This window comes from Aeromonas sp. 603079, from assembly GCF_049172135.1.
Taxonomy (GTDB): Bacteria; Pseudomonadota; Gammaproteobacteria; order Enterobacterales; family Aeromonadaceae; genus Aeromonas; species Aeromonas veronii.
In genome coordinates this window covers 1-13,125 of record NZ_JAAKPX010000001.1, presented here as the reverse complement: position 1 = coordinate 13,125, position 13,125 = coordinate 1, and the positions used below count along the sequence as shown (strand labels likewise).

Here is a 13,125-nt window from a genome sequence, read left to right as displayed (position 1 = left end):
GACGTTAGGCGTTCATCCTAGGAGCCTGATGCGGATTAGAAAAATTAATTATCTTTATAATTCCGATAAGAGAACCATATAATTATGGCCAATTAAGCGGCAAACCGTCCGATTTTGCCTGGCAAGCCCCGCACATCGCGGGTTGAGGGACTCTTATGCTGGATATTCACTGGCTGCAAACCTTTGTCACCCTGGCCCGATTGCAACATTTTGGCCAGACCGCCACCGAGCTGCACATGACCCAGCCCAATGTCAGCCTGCATATCAAGCGGCTGGAGCAGGCGACCCGGGTGCGGCTGATCGAGCGCAGTCCGTTTCGCCTGACGCAGGCGGGGGAGCGGCTGCTGCAAAGCGCCGAGCGCACCATTGCCGAGTTGCAGCTCTGCCAGTCCGATCTCAATGCCCTCAACCAGCTGAGTCAGGGGACGCTGGCCATCGCCGCCAGCGACATCATCTCCCGCCTGCTGCTTATCCAGCCGTTCCAGCGCTTCAAGCGGGAGTTCCCCGGCATCGACCTTACCCTGTTCAACACCACTTCGGATCAGGCCGCCGAGCTGGTCAAGGCGGGCAAGGCGGATCTGGGCTTCGTGATGGCGCAAAAGCGCAGCGAGCCGCTCTTCTATACCGAGCTGCAACAGGTAACCTGGTGCGCGCTGGGCCACGGCCTTGCCCGCTGGCAGGCGCGGGCGGTGGCGGGGGAGAGCGATCCCCTCGATGAGCCGACCCTGATCTTGCTCGGTCACGACACCCGCACCCGGGCGCTGATCGACCCATCCCTGCCGCTGTTGGCGTTACCCCCTTGCCGCATCATGGAGGTGGGCAGCGTGGACGCCCAGCTGGATTGGGCCGAGGCGGGCTTTGGTGTCGCCATCGTGCCGGACTTCTCCCTGCATCCGCGCCTCAACCTCACCGCGCCGGTCACCAGCCTCGGCGACTTTCCCGGGACCAGTCTGGGTTATGTGGTGCGTCAGAATCAGGTGTTGTCGCGGGCCATCAAGCAGTTGCTGCACTGGGTGGAGGAGGAGATCCAGAAGCCCAACCCCTATCTGACCCGGGTGATTGAGCCGTAGTGGTACGGCAAGGTGAGCAGGCCAATTGATTTCGCCACTGTCGAGCGCATATCAATAATCAGGGCAGCTGAGGCTGCCCTGATGCATTTGTGGGAGCTGACCATTCAGGGTTGCGGCGGCGTGACTGCGCTGGTGGCAGGGGAGGGTGACGTGTCGGCCTTATCCTGCGGTGGGGTTTCGTCAGCAACTGCGCTGCTGGCAGGCTGGGTTGTCTGCTCTTGCGGCGCAGTTGCCGCAGAGGCGCTTTGCGGCAACTGAGCTGGAACGGCAGCCGATGGTGCTGGCGCAGTTGACGCTGCGGCAGAGGGAGCAACTATTTCCCCCTCTGTGGTCGGCGTAGCAGTGAGCTCGGGGGTGACCTCAAGTGCCTCTTCGGGCAAGGGATTAACCTCTGTGGCTTCTGTTGCCACTGCGGCACTGCTGGTGGCGGTCGCGTCAGAGGGCGTAGTCGCCCCGCTGGTGGCACTCACCGGCTCTGTCGTGGGCGCCGCCTCCGAGGCCGATGGTGCCGGTGTTAACGGCTCCGGCGTCAGCTGTTCCGCGGTTAACTGCTCGGGGGGCAGTGGCAAGGGGGCTGGCGGTCGATCCGACATCCCCGCATGGAGGGGAAGCTCGGTTTGCGCCTGCAACTGCTCGGGGGTCACCTTGCTCAGGGCCGGATGCAGCCGGCTGAACTGTTTGACCCGGGCCAGCAGGGTATCTCGCACGGTACGGACGATGGGATCCGGCAGACTGGCCAGCGCCACCAGTTCGGCACTCATCCCGATATTGTTGATGGCGGTGGTCTGTCCCGGATAGAGGTTGGCGGCGATGCGGCTGCGCTGGTAATAGGGGTGTTGCTTGAGCAGCGTGTCGATCTGCTCCCCTTCGATGGGGATGAGGCGCACCTTGCAGCGGCTGATCAGGTCGCCGACCGCCAGACTGGGGTGACCGGCCACCACAAAAGCGGCATCCAGCGAGCCATCGCACAGCCCTTCCAGCGGTTCGCTGTCCGACTTGAGTTGATAGGCAGCAAACTGCCCGGGTTGCCATCCCATGGCTGCCATCAGGGCCTGGCTGGTGATCTGCTCACCGGCGCCCTTGTTGCCGGGATAGACCCGCTTCCCTTCGATATCTGCCAGGGTGGTGATGCCGCTATTGGGGGCGGCCAGCAGGGTCAACGATTCCTGATAGAGGCGAAACAGGCTGCGCAGCTCATTGTTGGCCCCCTGCCCGCTGAAGGGGCCGGTGCCGTGCAGGGCTTGGTGCAACACATCGGACTGCACCAGCGCCAGCTGTACGTCCCCCTTGTCGAGTGCCTTGAGGTTGGCCATCGAGCCACGGGTGCTCTGCACGGTGCAGCTGTCCCCATGCAGGGCATGGCCGGCATTGAGCACCCGGCAGATGGCGCCACCGGTCGGGTAGTAGACCCCATTGAGCGGGCCCGTTCCGATAGTCAGCGCCTGGCTGCCAAAGGAGAGCAGCGCAGAGAGTGCACAGAGGGGGAGCAGAAGGTGATGCAAGATCCGTAGAGACATAATTGACCGTTGACTGAGTTGACCGCTGGCTGGTGACACAGGGAAAAAGGGATGGGGCTTGCCCATCCCGTTGCTGGCTGATCAGGGCTTGTTATTGAGGATTGCCCGCTCCATCCGCGCCAGCGCGTCGGTCAGCCGTGCCCTGGTGCAGCCGAAGTTGAGCCGCACGAACTGACCGTCGCCAAACTGGGCGCCGGGGGAGAGACCAACGCCGGCCTGCTCGAAGAAGGCGATGGGATCGGCAAGGCCAAGGGCGCTCACATCGATCCAGGCCAGATACGTCGCCTGATGGTTGGCCAGCTTGACGCCGGGCCAGCGGGCAACCGCCTGCTGGATCAGGGCCAGATTGGCCGCCAGATAGTCGAGCTGCTCGGTCAGCCACTGTTCGCCACCCTCATAGGCCGCTTCGGCGGCGACAAAGCCCAGCAGGTTGACGTCGGCGCTGATGCCGCGCATCGCCTGCTGCAGCCTGAAGCGCAGACGGGCGTTGGGGATAATGGCGAAGGAGCAGCAGAGACCGGCGATATTGAAAGTCTTGCTCGGGGCCATCATCACCGCGCAGCGCTCGGCCGCTTGTGCACTGATGGCGCCGTAGGGAATGTGGCGGGCGTTTTTATCCAGCAGCAGATCGCAGTGGATTTCATCGGAGCAGATTACCAGATTGTGGCGCGCAGCGATGGCATCGATGGCCAGCAGCTCGTCACGGGTGAAGATGGTGCCGCCCGGGTTGTGGGGGTTGCAGAGCAGCAGCAGGTCTGCGGCGGGAGCCTGACGCTCCAGCTCTTCAAGATCCAGCACCCAACGACCGGCCTCTTCAATCATCGGCACGGTGAGTAGGGGGCGATCATTGAAGCCCGGCGCCTGCAGGAAGGGGTAGTAGACCGGCTTGGGGGTGATGATACCGCGGCCATGCTGGCTCCACGCCTTGCAGGCAAGGTTGAGCCCCGGCACCACACCGGGCAGGAATACCAGCCATTCGGGCTCGATGGTCCAGCCATAGCGGGTCGCCATCCGTTCGATAATGAGTTCGATCAGGCGCGGCGAGGGGCGTGAATAGCCGAAAATGCCGTGGGCGACCCGTTTGGTCAACGCCTCAATCACGGACGGGGGAGAGACAAAGTCGGTATCGGCAACCCACATGGGCAGCACATCCTGACCCTTGTACTTGTCCCATTTCAGGCTCATGGTGCCACTGCGGTCTACTTCCTGATCAAAATCAAACATGCGAACTCCTTGTGCTGGCAGGATGGGCTTTCACTCTACGGGGTCGCGGCTTCCCTCGCAAGGCGCACACCTGTTTATGCCATCCTTGAGCCCGCTCTTGATAGTGACATAAGATAGGCGCCGAATTTTCATACGGCTGCCGCCCGTTAGCCCGTATCGTCCCTCCAATCAGTGGTAACCCTATGAGCTTGTCGATAGCGGCGGTCAAACGCCCTGACCCCGTCTCTCTTTCATTTCTTGCCGTGACCTTTATGACCGGCGTCGCGGTGGCACTGCAGGTGCCTACCTTAAGTCTGTTTCTGGCCGAAGAGGTGCAGGTGCGCCCCTTTCTGGTCGGGCTCTTCTATACCATCAATGCTGTGGTGGGCATTCTGGTCAGCCAGTGGCTGGGCCATCGCTCCGACAACAAGGGGGATCGCAAGCGACTGATCCTGCGCTGCTGTTTTGCCGGAGTGGCGCTCTCCCTGCTGTTTGCCTGGAACCGCAACTACTGGCTGCTGGCGAGTCTGGGGGTCATGCTGGCGGCGCTGGCGGCCACTGCCAGTCCCCAGCTGTTTGCGCTGGCGCGGGAGTATTCTGACAGCCGCAACCGGCGGGCTGACATGTTCAGCTCGGTGATGCGGGCCCAGTTTTCGCTGGCCTGGGTCATAGGCCCGCCCATCGCCTTCGCGCTGGCCATCGGCTACGGTTTCGAGCTGATGTACCTGGCCTCGGCACTGGCCTACCTGCTCTGTGCGCTGGTAGTGTGGCGCTGGCTCCCCTCTCTCCCTTTGCCCAAGCTGGCCGAAGAGACAGAGCGGGTCAGCAGCTGGCGGGATCCGGCGGTGCGGGCGCTCTTTATCGCCTCAACCCTGATGTGGACCTGCAACAGCATGTACCTCATCAATATGCCGCTCTACATCACTCGCGAGCTCGGGATGGATGAGAAGCTTGCCGGTATCCTGATGGGCACGGCAGCGGCGCTGGAGATCCCCTTCATGCTGCTGGCGGGTTACTACACGGCGCGCTTTGGCAAGCGCCCCATGATGTTGCTGGCGGTGCTGGCTGGCGCGGCCTTTTACACAGGTCTGGTGACCCTCACCGACCAATACGCCCTGATCGCCTTGCAGCTGTTCAACGCCATCTTCATCGGTATCGTGGCGGGGATCGGCATGTCTTACTTTCAGGATCTGATGCCGGGGCGGGCCGGGGTGGCGACCACCCTGTTTGCCAACAGCATCCGCACCGGCTCCATCATGGCGGGGGCTATCGCCGGTGTGGTGGCGGAGGTGTGGAGTTTCCACGGGGTCTTTATGGTGGCGCTGGGATTGGCACTGGTGGCACTGGCCGCCAGCTGGCGGGTGCCCAACGTCTGACGGGGGGCTGGCTGTTATTTGTCGTGCCGGGGCTGGGCGTGCGGAAGCAGCGCTGATTCTCCCTGATATTCGTTGCGCAGGCAGCGCAGCAGCAGCTCGGTCGCAGGACCGAGAGATTCGGGGGAGAGGGTCAGCAGATAGGTGTAGAGGTGGCGCTCGTTGCCGCTCTCCAGATCCAGCTGTATGAGTGAACCTTCCGCCAGCTCCCGCTCAACCAGATGGCGCGGCAGCCAGGCATAGCCGAGGCCGAGGCGCAGCATGGCGAGCACTTCGTGGTAGTGGGTCGCCTTCCAGCCGGTGTCATCCGCATCGTTCCAGTCCACCGAGCGGTGAATAGGGGGATGGAGGCTGATCTGGTTGTGGCTGGTCAGCACGTCGCTGCGGATGGGCCCCTCCTCCTGTGCCAGCGGATGGCTGGCGGCGCAGAGGGGCAGCAGGCACACCTCGTCCAGCAGCAGACCGGTGCGATCGCCGGGCAGGTGCTCGGAGAGCATCAGATCCCCCGGTTGCAGGGCGTTGAAGTGGCAGTGAATGCGTTCGTGCAGGTTGACCCGGCAACCCCGGCTGCGGGGATAGAAGCTGGCCAGGGCCCGATAGAGGCGATCCCTTGGCTGCAGCGCCGAGACATAGAGGTTGATCTGCGGCTCCCATTGTCGCTCCAGGTTGTTGGCCAGATTTTCCAGCTCTTCCACCTGTTGGCTCAACTGACGGGCCCGCTTGAGGAAGATCTCGCCCGCCGGCGTCAGCACCGCCTTGCGGCCGCGCACCTCCAGCAAGGGCACCCCCAGACTCTGCTGCAACTTCGCAACCGCATGATTGAGGGAGGACTGGCTCTTGTTCAGCGCCTCGGCCGCCTGGGCGTAGCCGCCGCAGTCGACCACCGCCTGAAAGATCCGCCATTGCTCAAACGTGCTCTTGGGACGAAACATAGTTCAACCTGATTGGAGATAGGATGGTCAGTGGTTCGAACAGGGAGCCTGTGCCCCCTATTCAATTTAACCCCTGCCGCACAACACTCTGGGTATTTTATTGATTTATTTGGGCTGGGCCACGCAACTTGTTTATTTTGGCTGAGCCACAAAGGTCTGACCGGTTTTGCCGCGGCTGTCCGACCCCATCAGGTAGAGGTAGAGCGGCATCAGGTCGGCCGGAGTCTTGAGGTTCATGGGATCTTCCGCCGGGAAGGCGCTGGCGCGCATCTTGGTACGGGTACCGCCCGGGTTTAGGGTATTGACCCGCACACCGGTGTTCTCAAGCTCGTCAGCCAGCACTTCCATCATCCCCTCGATGGCGAATTTGGAGATGGCATAGGTGCCCCAGTAGGCGCGCCCTTTGCGCCCCACGCTGGAGGAGGTGTAGACGATGGAGGCATCGCCCTGCGTCTTGGCAGTCTGGCGCAGCAGCGGCAGCAGCGCCTGGGTCAGCAGGAATTCCGATTTGACGTTGACCTGCATCACCTCGTCCCACTCCTTCTCCTGAATGTGTTCAAACGGAGAGAGGGTGCCAAGCAGACCGGCGTTGAACAGCACGCCGTCGAGGCGGCCAAACTGCTGGGCGAAGGTTTCGGCCATGCCGCGGTAGTGGGCGGCGGTGGCCCCTTTCAGATCCACCGGCACGATGGCGGGCAGCGGATAACCGGCCGCTTCAATCTGGTCATACACGGCTTCGAGTTTGGCGCTGGTGCGGCCGAGCAGGATCACGGTGGCACCGTGAGCGGCGTAGGTGAGGGCGGCTTCGCGGCCGATCCCGTCGCCGGCACCGGTGACCAGAATGACTTTATCCTTGAGCAGATCGCGGGGCGCCTGATAATCGAGCATGACAACTCCTGTTAACAAATTCCGGCCATAAGTGCATGGCAATCGGCGCCAAGTGTACTGATCCGCGCGCCTGTTTGACCAGCCAGCGGCAAGAAAAATGTGAAGAAAATAGAGAGGTTGTGATGCTCGGGTTGGTTTTTCCTGGCACTGGCTGCGATTTTTTGCGCGCCTCCATCAAACTCCCTAGAATGTGACGAAAACCGATCCATTCTGGAGTCCATCGTGACATTTCTGACCGAATATGGCCTGTTTTTGGCCAAGACAGTGACCTTCCTGCTGGCCATCGGCGCCATCATCCTGATGATTGTGAGCACTCGCCAGCCGAAAGCGCGCAAGGGGGAGCTGGTGGTGACCGATCTCTCGAGCGAGCTGGAGCAGGGGCAATTTGCCCTCAAGAGCGCGCTCGTAAGCAAGGCCGAGCGCAAGGTGCTGGAAAAGCAGCAGAAAGAGGAGCAGAAAAAGCGCGCCAAGGCGGGTGATGAGCGCAGTCGCCTGTTTGTGCTCGATTTCAACGGTAGCATGGATGCCAAAGAGGTGGCCTCCCTGCGCGAGGAGGTGAGCGCGGTGATTGGCGTCGCCCAGCCCGGCGACGAGGTGCTGCTGCGACTCGAATCCGGTGGCGGCGTGGTGCATGGCTACGGCTTGGCCGCTTCCCAGTTGCAGCGACTGCGCGATCGTGACATCAAGCTAACCGTGGCTATCGACAAGGTGGCGGCGAGCGGTGGCTACATGATGGCCTGTGTGGCAGACAAGATCTTGGCTGCCCCCTTTGCCATCGTCGGCTCCATCGGGGTGATCGCCCAGCTGCCGAACTTCAACAAGTTGTTGAAAAAGCACGATATCGAATTCGAGATGCACACTGCCGGTCAGTACAAGCGCACCATCACCATGTTCGGCGAGAACGACGATCTGGGGCGCGAGAAGTTTCGTGAGGAGCTGTCGGCGATCCACGAGCGTTTCAAGGCCTTTGTGGCCGAACATCGCCCGCAACTCGATATCGATCAGGTCACGACCGGAGAGCACTGGCTGGCAAGTCAGGCCAAGGGGCTGGGGTTGGTGGATACCCTCTGCACCAGTGATGACTATCTGCTGGCACAGGCCAGCCACCACAAGGTGATCGGCATCAGCTATCGCAAGCCAAAAAGCCTGACCCAGAAGCTGGGGCAGCAGGGCGCGCAGGCGCTCGAGGCAGGACTTGGGCGGCTGTGGCAGCAGAGCCCCTGGCGCTAGCCCGAGGGAAATCCCGTGATAAAAAGGCCAGCCGATGCCCATCGGCTGGCCTTTTGGCATCCGGTTGCACCTTGCTGGTGAGCAAAGGTTGTTTCTATTGAGGCCCTCTGTTACAACTGAATGCTTTCCCCGTTTATGACAGGATCTTGTGGTAAGAGCTGCGGGGCATGGAGCATAGAGATGTCATGGAGCACCTTCAGGCAATTTACCCCGCTGGTCTGGATCGTCATTCTGGGTACCTTTATGGTGCGTACCAGCTACTACATGGTGTGGCCCTTCCTCTCCATTCTGCTCTATCGGGAGTATGACCTTTCGGCCACCTTGATCGGCCTGTTGCTGGGTGGCTCGATGGCCCTCTCTACCCTGGTCAGTTTTTACGGCGGCTGGCTCTCTGATTGCTTCGGGCGGCGCAGCATACTGCTGGCCGGTTGTCTGGTGGCGATGATCTGTTTCGGTCTGCTCGGTTTCTCCCATGCGGTGTTCTGGCTCGGGATAGGGGTGATGGGCAGCGGTCTCTCGTCGGGGCTCATCGATGCCCCCGGCAAGGCGCTGATGGCCGACAGTCTGGCCTCGGCCAAGGCGCGGGAGCTGGCACTGCACCTGCGCTATTTTCTGCTCAACCTGGGGGCGGCGCTGGGGCCGCTGCTCGGAGTGACCCTCGGGATCAACGCCCAGCAGGAGACCTTCCTGTTTCTGGTGGTGAGCTATCTGCTGTTGGCGCTGGCCTTTGGCTGGGGATTTCGCCGTGCTGGCAGCACAGGCAAGCCGGGGGCGGCTGGCCCCGGACTGCGGGATGCTATCAAGGTGTTGCTGGCGGATCGCGCCTTCCTGTTGCTGGTGATGGCCAATCTCCTGATGGTGCTGGTCTACTCCCAGTTTCACTCGCCGCTGGTGCAATACCTGACTCGGGCCGGGATGCCGCAGGTGGCCGAGCTGGTTGCCCTGCTGGTGGCGACCAATGCACTGACCGTGGTGCTGCTGCAGTTTCCGCTGCTGCGGTTGTTGTCACGCTGGCCGGTGCGGGTACGGCTTCATATCGGCATGGCGCTCTTTTTGGCTGCCCAATTGCTCTTCGCGCTGGGGGACCCGATGGTGCGCAGCCACTGGTTTGGCGCCGTGCTGCTGCTCAGCATCGGCGAGACCATCCTCTTCCCCCTGCTCAACGTGCTGATCGACCAGATGGCCCCCACCCACCTCAAGGGAAGCTACTTTGGTGCCAGCGCACTGGCCGGGTTGGGAGGGGCTGCCGGCGCCCTGCTGGGAGGCTGGATCCTCGAGCAGTGGAGCGGGCAGTTGCTCTATGCGCTGATGGCGCTGCTTTGTGTGGCGATCTTTGCGCTTTATGAAGCTGGCGCCCGACATCATGGTCGGCGAAGTGCCCGGCAGGAGTCGGTGGTAGGCTAACCGGGCTGACTTTGCCGCTGGCCAGCCCCTTATGGTTCAGAAGGTCAGCACCTTGTCGGCAGCCAGGGTCCATTGGGCCAGCATCGGCAGGGTGCCGACCTCAATGCCCTCGATCAGCGGCAGGGCGGTGATGCCACGGGCATCGGTGCAGGTCTTGCACAGGCGAATGGTGACGCCCTGGGCCAGCAGGATCTCCAGCATCTGGCGCAGGTTGTACCCCTCGGCCGGTGCCTGACCGGCCAGTGCTGCACTCACCGCATCTGACATCAGGAACAGCTTCAGGCTGGCACCACCCTGTTCGTTGAGGGCGATAGCTAGACGCAGGGCGTTGAACAGGGATTCGCTGCCATAGGGGGCACCGTTGGCAATGACCACAATTTGTTGATTCATAACAGACTCCCGATTGAAAAGAGCGCCATTGTAGAACCAACAGGGTGGCAATTGCGTGATGTTGCACAACTTCTGTCGCACCTTTTTCCCGCTTACTTGACCCTGCTACCGATCGAGGTTTTTATGGTCAGCTCGCAAACAAGACCGGATGAATCGAGATGTGGAAAGTATGGGGAGCCGGCTTGCTGCTGTTGGCGGGTCAGGTCTTTGGCAGTGAGGCGGTCGGTTGCAAGGCTCGTCTGCAGGCCGTCAACGACCAGCTGGTGTTTGCCAAAGCACACAACAACGCCGGGCAGATTGCCGGGCTGGAACAGGCCGCACGCAATATCAAGGCCAATTGTACCGATGAAGGTCTGCTCAAGGAGCAGAAAGAGCGGGTTAACAAGCTGCGTGGCAAGGTGGACGAGCGTCTGCTCGAGCTGCAGGAGGCGAGAGTCAGTGGCAAGCCGGACAAGATTGCCGACAAGCAGAGCAAATTGGAGCAGGCACAGACCGACTTGCTGACGGCGCAGCGGGAACTGGATGAATTGCACCGGTTGGTAAACAAAAAATAGCCATCATGGAGATGAGGGCGGGATCAAAAAAGGCCGGGATTTCCCGGCCTTGTTGCATTTACTGTCGGTGCATCTGTACAAACTTCTTCATCAGCAGCGCTGCGGTTTCATCATATGGACGGGCTCCCGGAGGATGCAGCCTGTGAGTTGTTGATGCTGATACCGAGGTTACTGCCGATGCATCCGCACAAACTTTTCCATCAGCTGATCTTCGGTTTCCACATGAGCGGGATCCCAGATGATGCAGTCGATAGGGCAGACACTGATACAGGTCGGCTTCTCATAGTGACCGACGCACTCGGTGCAGCGACTGGGGTCGATCTCGTAAATCTCCTCACCCAGGCTGATGGCCTGGTTCGGACACTCGGGATCACACATGTCACAGTTGATGCACTTGTCGGTGATGAGCAGTGCCATCTCAGGCGGCCGAGTGGGGCTGACGGGTATCCTGACGCTCACCGAGGTTGCGCAGCAGGATGCCGTAGTTCACGTCCACTTCCTTCGGCACCGGCACATAGACTACGTGGCCGTTGCCCGGTGCGGTGTCGATCAGCTCGCCCTTGCGGTTCTGCATCTGCTCCAGATTGAAGCTGAGGTTGCCCTGCGGGGTCATCAGCTCCAGGCTGTTGCCCACCAGGAACTTGTTCTTTACCTCGACCTCGACCATGTCACCGTTGCGACCGGTGATCTCGCCGACGAACTGCTGGGTGTCGGAGACGGAGTAGCCGTAGTCGTAGTTCTGGTATTCGCTGTGGTTGTGACGGCGCAGGAAGCCCTCGGTATAGCCGCGGTGGGCCAGATTTTCGAGGGTGCCCATCAGGCTGCGGTCGAACGGACGGCCTGCAACCGCATCGTCGATGGCCTTGCGATAGACCTGGGCGGTACGGGCGCAGTAATAGAAAGACTTGGTGCGCCCTTCGATTTTCAGCGAATGGACGCCCATCTTGGTCAGGCGCTCGACATGTTCGACGGCGCGCAGATCCTTGGAGTTCATGATGTAGGTGCCGTGCTCGTCCTCGAACGCGCTCATGTACTCGCCCGGGCGGTTGGACTCCTCCAGCAGCACCAGTGCATCGCTCGGCTTGCCGAGGCCCAGCGTCGGGTCAACTTTCTGCACGGCGATGGGCTCCTGACGGTGGACGATCTGGCCCACGTCATCTTCTTTACCTTCGTGAACCTTGTACTCCCAGCGGCAGGAGTTGGTGCAGGTGCCCTGGTTGGGGTCGCGCTTGTTGATATAGCCGGATAGCAGACAGCGGCCGGAGTAGGCCATGCACAGAGCGCCGTGAACGAAGACTTCCAACTCCATCTCCGGCACCTGCATGCGGATCTCCTCGATTTCGTCCAGCGACAGTTCGCGGGAGAGGATGACCCGAGTCAAGCCCATCTGATGCCAGAACTTCACCGTGGCCCAGTTGACCGCGTTGGCCTGCACCGAGAGGTGAATGGGCATATCAGGGAAAGCTTCGCGCATCATCATGATGAGACCGGGGTCTGACATGATCAGCGCATCCGGCTTCATCTCCACCACAGGGCGCATGTCGCGGATAAAGGTCTTGAGCTTGGAGTTGTGGGGCTGGATGTTGGCCACCACATAGAACTGCTTGCCCAGCGCATGGGCTTCGTTGATGCCCAGTTGCAGGTTCTCGTGATCGAATTCGTTGTTGCGTACCCGCAGGCTGTAGCGGGGCTGACCGGCATAGACGGCATCGGCACCATAGGCATAGGCGTAACGCATGTTCTTGAGGGAACCTGCGGGTGAGAGCAATTCTGGTTTAAACATGGCGGACTCTTTATATCTGATTGCAAATCAGGACGATGCCACCTGATGGCATCGTAGTGGTTGAGCTGCGGTGCAAGATGCCTTCCGAGAGGAGGGCTCAATGCAGCGCGACCCGATGACGGCATATCTGGGGTTATCGAAAGAAGATGCGCCGGATATTCGGGGTGCGAGATTGTACTCGCCCCCACGTCATCATGCAATTTGGCAGGAATATCATGCGAATGGAAAATCAGTTTTTGGGTAATCTGTGATGGTGGGTTAGCGATATTTGCCGATGTTCAATTATCCAGTGCGAGTTGAAAATCGGGAAACTGTTCGCTCATAAAATTGCGGGGGCTGTGGCCATTGCCTGCGCTGGCCAGCCATTCCCAATCCAGTTTTGGCGAGCCCGCTTTGAAGCGTTGATAGGCAACGCCCTGATGAATGGTCAGAAAGAGGGTCGTGGGGAGTCCCAGCTTGTTGCTGTAGCGCACCATCAGATCGCCCTGATAGTCGTTGCTGATTCTGATTTTGAGTGCCTGCAGTGTCAGACCTGTTGCGTGGCCATGCTCATCCCAGACTTCAAACATGATGTGAACACTCTGATGTTGATGATGCCACGATGAGCAAGGTGGGATGCAATTGCAACTGTCAAATCTGACAAGGGCGGAAAGTGTTAGTGGGCAAGAAAGCGAAAACCCGGCGCAAGGCCGGGCTTTCTTAATGATGGTGGAGGGAGAAGGATTCGAACCTTCGAAGGCAGAGCCGTCAGATTTACAGTCTGATCCCTTTGGCCGCTCGG

At 60.7% G+C, this 13,125-nt stretch carries 13 protein-coding genes; 5 read left to right on the top strand and 8 right to left on the bottom strand.

Translation table 11 applies throughout. The annotated features are described in order from the left end of the window. The first annotated feature begins 155 nt into the window (after positions 1-155). Positions 156-1,070, top strand: a complete 915-nt coding sequence (locus tag G5287_RS00065) for a LysR family transcriptional regulator (protein WP_042658174.1) — start codon at positions 156-158, stop codon at positions 1,068-1,070. Positions 1,071-1,174: 104 nt separating this feature from the next. Here G5287_RS00065 and G5287_RS00060 read toward each other — a convergent pair whose 3' ends face one another. Both G5287_RS00060 and G5287_RS00055 read right to left on the bottom strand, forming a co-directional pair. Next, positions 1,175-2,587 (bottom strand): TAXI family TRAP transporter solute-binding subunit, encoded by a 1,413-nt coding sequence (locus tag G5287_RS00060; RefSeq protein ID WP_421230594.1) that lies wholly within the window; start codon positions 2,585-2,587, stop codon positions 1,175-1,177. 81 nt (positions 2,588-2,668) lie between these two features. Further along, complete coding sequence (locus tag G5287_RS00055; RefSeq protein ID WP_088868703.1) at positions 2,669-3,811, bottom strand: MalY/PatB family protein; 1,143 nt, start codon at positions 3,809-3,811, stop codon at positions 2,669-2,671. 182 nt (positions 3,812-3,993) lie between these two features. On the opposite strand from G5287_RS00055, the gene G5287_RS00050 reads away from it, so the two are divergent. Further along, on the top strand, positions 3,994-5,166 hold the full coding sequence (locus G5287_RS00050) for an MFS transporter (RefSeq protein ID WP_103250803.1): 1,173 nt from the start codon (positions 3,994-3,996) through the stop codon (positions 5,164-5,166). 14 nt (positions 5,167-5,180) lie between these two features. Here the strand turns inward: G5287_RS00050 and G5287_RS00045 are convergent, their stop codons facing one another. Beyond that, complete coding sequence (locus G5287_RS00045; protein WP_374879154.1) at positions 5,181-6,095, bottom strand: LysR family transcriptional regulator; 915 nt, start codon at positions 6,093-6,095, stop codon at positions 5,181-5,183. Between the two features lie 132 nt (positions 6,096-6,227). Continuing rightward, positions 6,228-6,983, bottom strand: a complete 756-nt coding sequence (locus tag G5287_RS00040) for a YciK family oxidoreductase (protein ID WP_040069067.1) — start codon at positions 6,981-6,983, stop codon at positions 6,228-6,230. A 222-nt stretch (positions 6,984-7,205) separates the two neighbouring features. Between G5287_RS00040 and sohB the strand changes: the two genes are divergently transcribed. Beyond that, entirely contained in the window at positions 7,206-8,213 is a 1,008-nt protein-coding gene (gene sohB / locus G5287_RS00035; RefSeq protein ID WP_421172062.1) for a protease SohB, read from the top strand. Positions 8,214-8,393: 180 nt separating this feature from the next. Beyond that, positions 8,394-9,617, top strand: coding sequence for an MFS transporter (locus G5287_RS00030; protein ID WP_421172061.1), 1,224 nt, complete (start codon positions 8,394-8,396; stop codon positions 9,615-9,617). A gap of 36 nt (positions 9,618-9,653) precedes the next feature. Here G5287_RS00030 and G5287_RS00025 read toward each other — a convergent pair whose 3' ends face one another. Further along, complete coding sequence (locus tag G5287_RS00025; protein WP_005334901.1) at positions 9,654-10,007, bottom strand: DsrE/DsrF/TusD sulfur relay family protein; 354 nt, start codon at positions 10,005-10,007, stop codon at positions 9,654-9,656. A gap of 158 nt (positions 10,008-10,165) precedes the next feature. On the opposite strand from G5287_RS00025, the gene G5287_RS00020 reads away from it, so the two are divergent. Continuing rightward, positions 10,166-10,561: a DUF1090 domain-containing protein gene (locus G5287_RS00020; RefSeq protein WP_421172060.1), complete on the top strand. Its 396-nt coding sequence runs from the start codon at positions 10,166-10,168 to the stop codon at positions 10,559-10,561. A 168-nt stretch (positions 10,562-10,729) separates the two neighbouring features. On the opposite strand, the gene G5287_RS00015 is transcribed toward G5287_RS00020, so the two are convergent. The 3 genes from G5287_RS00015 to G5287_RS00005 form a co-directional block, all read right to left on the bottom strand. Beyond that, positions 10,730-10,978 carry a YfhL family 4Fe-4S dicluster ferredoxin gene (locus G5287_RS00015; protein WP_005334896.1) on the bottom strand — a complete coding sequence of 83 codons (249 nt, stop codon included), beginning with the start codon at positions 10,976-10,978 and terminating at the stop codon, positions 10,730-10,732. A gap of 1 nt (position 10,979) precedes the next feature. After that, positions 10,980-12,344 carry a tRNA 5-hydroxyuridine modification protein YegQ gene (yegQ, locus tag G5287_RS00010; RefSeq protein WP_216953099.1) on the bottom strand — a complete coding sequence of 455 codons (1,365 nt, stop codon included), beginning with the start codon at positions 12,342-12,344 and terminating at the stop codon, positions 10,980-10,982. 278 nt (positions 12,345-12,622) lie between these two features. Continuing rightward, entirely contained in the window at positions 12,623-12,913 is a 291-nt protein-coding gene (locus G5287_RS00005; RefSeq protein WP_227342151.1) for a hypothetical protein, read from the bottom strand. Positions 12,914-13,125 lie beyond the last annotated feature (212 nt).

What these genes read in the sequence shown, in the direction of transcription:
- G5287_RS00065 (WP_042658174.1), top strand. Translation starts at nt 156, where the DNA reads ATGCTGGATATTCACTGGCTGCAAACCTTTGTCACCCTGGCCCGATTG.
- G5287_RS00060 (WP_421230594.1), bottom strand. Translation starts at nt 2,587, where the DNA reads ATGTCTCTACGGATCTTGCATCACCTTCTGCTCCCCCTCTGTGCACTC.
- G5287_RS00055 (WP_088868703.1), bottom strand. Translation starts at nt 3,811, where the DNA reads ATGTTTGATTTTGATCAGGAAGTAGACCGCAGTGGCACCATGAGCCTG.
- G5287_RS00050 (WP_103250803.1), top strand. Translation starts at nt 3,994, where the DNA reads ATGAGCTTGTCGATAGCGGCGGTCAAACGCCCTGACCCCGTCTCTCTT.
- G5287_RS00045 (WP_374879154.1), bottom strand. Translation starts at nt 6,095, where the DNA reads ATGTTTCGTCCCAAGAGCACGTTTGAGCAATGGCGGATCTTTCAGGCG.
- G5287_RS00040 (WP_040069067.1), bottom strand. Translation starts at nt 6,983, where the DNA reads ATGCTCGATTATCAGGCGCCCCGCGATCTGCTCAAGGATAAAGTCATT.
- G5287_RS00030 (WP_421172061.1), top strand. Translation starts at nt 8,394, where the DNA reads ATGTCATGGAGCACCTTCAGGCAATTTACCCCGCTGGTCTGGATCGTC.
- G5287_RS00025 (WP_005334901.1), bottom strand. Translation starts at nt 10,007, where the DNA reads ATGAATCAACAAATTGTGGTCATTGCCAACGGTGCCCCCTATGGCAGC.
- G5287_RS00020 (WP_421172060.1), top strand. Translation starts at nt 10,166, where the DNA reads ATGTGGAAAGTATGGGGAGCCGGCTTGCTGCTGTTGGCGGGTCAGGTC.
- G5287_RS00015 (WP_005334896.1), bottom strand. Translation starts at nt 10,978, where the DNA reads ATGGCACTGCTCATCACCGACAAGTGCATCAACTGTGACATGTGTGAT.
- yegQ (WP_216953099.1), bottom strand. Translation starts at nt 12,344, where the DNA reads ATGTTTAAACCAGAATTGCTCTCACCCGCAGGTTCCCTCAAGAACATG.
- G5287_RS00005 (WP_227342151.1), bottom strand. Translation starts at nt 12,913, where the DNA reads ATGTTTGAAGTCTGGGATGAGCATGGCCACGCAACAGGTCTGACACTG.